Annotated in this window: 3 protein-coding genes; 1 reads left to right on the top strand and 2 read right to left on the bottom strand. The window is 31.9% G+C overall.

Annotation, left to right across the window (positions count from 1 at the left end; genetic code table 11):
• Positions 1-302 precede the first annotated feature (302 nt).
• Positions 303-1,142: a hypothetical protein gene (locus tag F6K22_RS34965; protein ID WP_293109054.1), complete on the bottom strand. Its 840-nt coding sequence runs from the start codon at positions 1,140-1,142 to the stop codon at positions 303-305.
• Between the two features lie 577 nt (positions 1,143-1,719).
• Positions 1,720-2,262 carry a cupin domain-containing protein gene (locus tag F6K22_RS34960; RefSeq protein ID WP_293109051.1) on the bottom strand — a complete coding sequence of 181 codons (543 nt, stop codon included), beginning with the start codon at positions 2,260-2,262 and terminating at the stop codon, positions 1,720-1,722.
• A 1,337-nt stretch (positions 2,263-3,599) separates the two neighbouring features.
• Between F6K22_RS34960 and F6K22_RS34955 the strand changes: the two genes are divergently transcribed.
• Positions 3,600-3,843: tetratricopeptide repeat protein (locus F6K22_RS34955; protein ID WP_293109048.1), on the top strand; the 244-nt coding region annotated here is incomplete at its 3' end.

Genomic DNA, 3,843 nt, shown 5'->3' with positions numbered 1-3,843 from the left:
GCTACTATTCACAAATTAGACAAATAATTTAATTTTCCATCTGCTACCTCCTTATTCTTTCTTACTTCTTGCTTCTTGCTTTTATAGCTACTATTCACAAATTAGACAAATAATTTGCCTTATTCTTTCTTACTTCTTACTTCTTGCTTTTATAGCTATTATTCACAAATTAGACAAATAATTTGCCTTATTCTTTCTTACTTCTTGCTTCTTGCTTTTATAGCTACTATCCACAAATTAGACAAATAATTTGCCTTCTACCTTTTCTTCCCTCTTCATTCCTTCTTGCTTCTACCTTCCCTTCAATATCTCTGCTCAATAACTCCCACTAAAGATTGCAAATCAAAATGTCGATCGCCTCCACTTAAACAAATACCTGCACTTACCACAGTCAAGTCATTTTTATTAATAGCAGAAGTATGACGTTCTCCATTTCCAGTTACCCATTCCACTAGCCAATAATTGGAGCGATCGCGAAAATTTTGTAGCTCTCCCCCACCCATACCTAATGCTTCTCTGAGTCTTTTTTCATCTTTTTGATGTTGCATTTTTTGCATAAATTCTTTTTTTTGTCGCGCTACTAAATCATAAACTGTTCTAATTTCTGGAGTCATTCCTTTAAACTTAACTTCTTTCGGTGGTGTAATATTTTTAAATGCTTCCCGTAACTTTTCTGCTACTAAAGGATCGCCACGGCGGTCTATATCTTCAAACCACCAAGAAGTACCATCAAATCTAGCAATTATTTGCTCAAACATTGTTCCTTCTGTTACTAGATGAACTGCTACAGGTTTAGCAAAACCAAATCGTTGTTGAGCATCAGATTCATTAGTTGGATATGCTAGCCATGTTTGCTCTTTCAATTGACAAGCAAGGAATAATTTTAGAGGTTTCAAAAGTTGTAAATATTCTTCTAGCTGAGGCAAGCTTGGTTCTTCTAAAAATTTTGCTATCTTTTCATTTATTGGTTGAAATATTCCCCATCCTGCCAATTTTTTCGGTTGACTTTCAAAGGTATAAATGATTCCTGCTACTCTGGTTTTTACTCGCCCGTTTTTTACACAAGGTGCTAGAAATTGAATATTTGTTAATTCTGCTTCTTGAATAGCTAATTGCTTTATTAACTTCCGAATATCTGTCATTTTTTTTAGGAATAAGTACCAGGACATAAATAAATACCACTGTATTAAGAACAATTAATAAAGCTGAAATCCTTTTCTGTTCCTAGTTAAGCGTTTCCTATTTCCTAACTCCACAGTTAAGTTTAATTTTGTCCGACTACTTAAGTTAGAAGGAAGAGGAAAAAAGAAAGAAGTATGTATTTTCTGAATAAGAAGGAATAATAAGGAAATTTATAAATCTTTTTACCTTTGTTTTCACTTGGCTTGTGCCTTTAATAAAGGAAGAAAGAAAAATCAAAAATAATAAAGTAGAAAGTTATAGCAGTCCCTATTAATACCATTTCTCAAAAACTTTATCTATTTCAGAGTAGGGTCGGAGGGTCGGAGGGGAGTGGGGGAGGTAGGGACGTTGCATGCAACGTCCGTACAACATAAGAATAATTAACGTTAACTTAGCTAAAATCAGCAAAAAAGTTATTATACTAAAGTAATTACTTAATAACTCAAGTTTTAATTAAGTATAGCATTAATGCATGGGAATTGGTATAAGACTTATAGAATAGTTGTTTGCGTAGCACGACTCAGGAGAAACAACAAATCAATCTTCTTCCTTTTTCCTTCTGCTATAGAAATTTTTTTTCCCTTGTTTTTGTTTTGCTTGTGCTTTTAATATCCGTTCTTTCAAGATATAATTTTTAGCAATTATATCTGGGTTATCTTGATACCAAGGTGGAATATCATCATAGTCAGGAATACCGTCATCTATTAAATAACGAGAATTAGAATTTTGAGGATAACCTTGAGCTACTCCACCTGCACAAATGACAAATAAATCAGTTTCTTTATCTGCTTTAATTGCTCTTTTTGCTGTGGGAGAAACTCGGACTAAATCCCCGCGTTGTATTTCTATTAATTCTCCATCAGTCAGAATAACTCCTTTTCCTGAAACAACAATATAAACTTCTTCTTGTTCCACATGACTATGGGTAAATGTATAACCTTCATTGGGTGGTAAATTAATTAAACCAATACCTACACTTTGAAGGTTTAGTTTTCTGTAAGGATTAGTTAAATAGGGGAGATTATCGAAGTCAAAATTGGCTTTAGTAAAATTTTTATTATGGTTGTAATTTAGGGTCATTAGTCTAATTTTTTGGCTTAATCGCTACAAAGCATGGCAGAGGAATTTCTCTCTTCCCAAGACTTTTAATGTTTACATACTACTATTATAATACAATATTAAAATATCGCAACCTTGAGAAAAAAAATTTTCTAGCTGGATGATAGAAAAAAGATCGGTTGGGCAAATATTTAAAGATTGACATGAAAATCTAGAAATCACTATTTAATCGAGCATTAATTTGACTAGAGTCTCATCGTATATATAAGAGACTGTTTGTAAGCTTTTGTCAAGTACATTGGCGGAGCCTAGTGGTAGCTATATCGCCTTTTAAACTGTAATAACTTGGTTATTTATCCGGTGACTTTGCAGGCTGCAATACCCAATTTGAGAGGAGTCATTACAGTTATCAGTTATCAGTTGTAAACACACTTCATATTATAAATATTCGACAACTAAAACTTCTGAAATATTTTTTTAGTTATTTCCGGATCGATAATTAATTTTTCCAATTAGTACAACTAACAATAAGACTACATTCCTAATTTTAATTAGTTTAGTGCTAAACTAATTTACAACTTTCCTTCATTTTGTTATAATCATTCAATTAATTTATTATCAAGTTCCTGTTTTAAATTTTTCTATTTGATACAGAGATACAGATTTATTAACTATTTTGATAAATTCAGGATTTTGACTAAAATAATATTTTTAAATGTCTAGAAAAATTACTGTAAATTTGATTCTATTCTCACTTTTAATTCTTTCTGATATCAGAAAATATTAAGAATAATTACGAAAAAAAATCATCATCTCTTTTTTGCGAGAAACTTCAGGGTTAAATTTTATTATTGAAGTTTGAGAGATATTTCTAAGAAGCTGAGAAATTATCTCCTCAAGGCGAAAAACAAATTAATGCTGGTAATTTTGAAGAAGTATTAGTTTCAACTTAAATTAAGTGGGCTAAATTGGTAGAAAAGTTGTTAATTTCTATTTCTGTAGAGAGGGAACTCTCTCAAAACTAGCTTTTGCTTTTCCAGATATAGCCATTCTAAATAGAATATCAATAGTATAGAAAATAGGGCTAGATTCTAGATATATCTTGTCAGGCTAACATTTTTTCAAAACCTATTTAGGGTAAGTTCCTATGCCAAATTAATTACACATCCTATTTTCCTGTTAAGTGTTCCCAGTTAAGTGTTCCCTTTCTTAACTAGGAAATTCCTAAGAGCACGACTACTTATCTACATATAAACATCAGTTGTTAACTATTTTCCTGTTTCAAGTTGTCTAACTAAGCAATTAAATGCGGAAAAATATGAGACAATTAGAATTAAATAATTTCATGGAGAGAAAATATGTCCAACGAAGCTGAAGAGCTACTAGAAAAAGGTCTAGAAGAAACACAAGAAGGTAATTTTGAAGAAGGACTGGCTGCTTTAGATCGAGCACTGGAGTTAAACCCAGAATACTTAAATCAATTTGTCCCTGTTAATACTAGAGGTAGTGCTCTTTTAGGTTTAGAAAGATATGAAGAAGCTCTGGCGATGTATGAGCAGGCATTGCAACAACCAGAGGATTCTTTTGATACTTATACTGGGA

The sequence above is a fragment of the Okeania sp. SIO2F4 genome (genome assembly GCF_010672385.1).
Lineage (GTDB): Bacteria > Cyanobacteriota > Cyanobacteriia > Cyanobacteriales > Microcoleaceae > Trichodesmium.
This window is presented reverse-complemented; position numbering and strand designations above follow the sequence as displayed.

What these genes read in the sequence shown, in the direction of transcription:
- F6K22_RS34965 (WP_293109054.1), bottom strand. Translation starts at nt 1,142, where the DNA reads ATGACAGATATTCGGAAGTTAATAAAGCAATTAGCTATTCAAGAAGCA.
- F6K22_RS34960 (WP_293109051.1), bottom strand. Translation starts at nt 2,262, where the DNA reads ATGACCCTAAATTACAACCATAATAAAAATTTTACTAAAGCCAATTTT.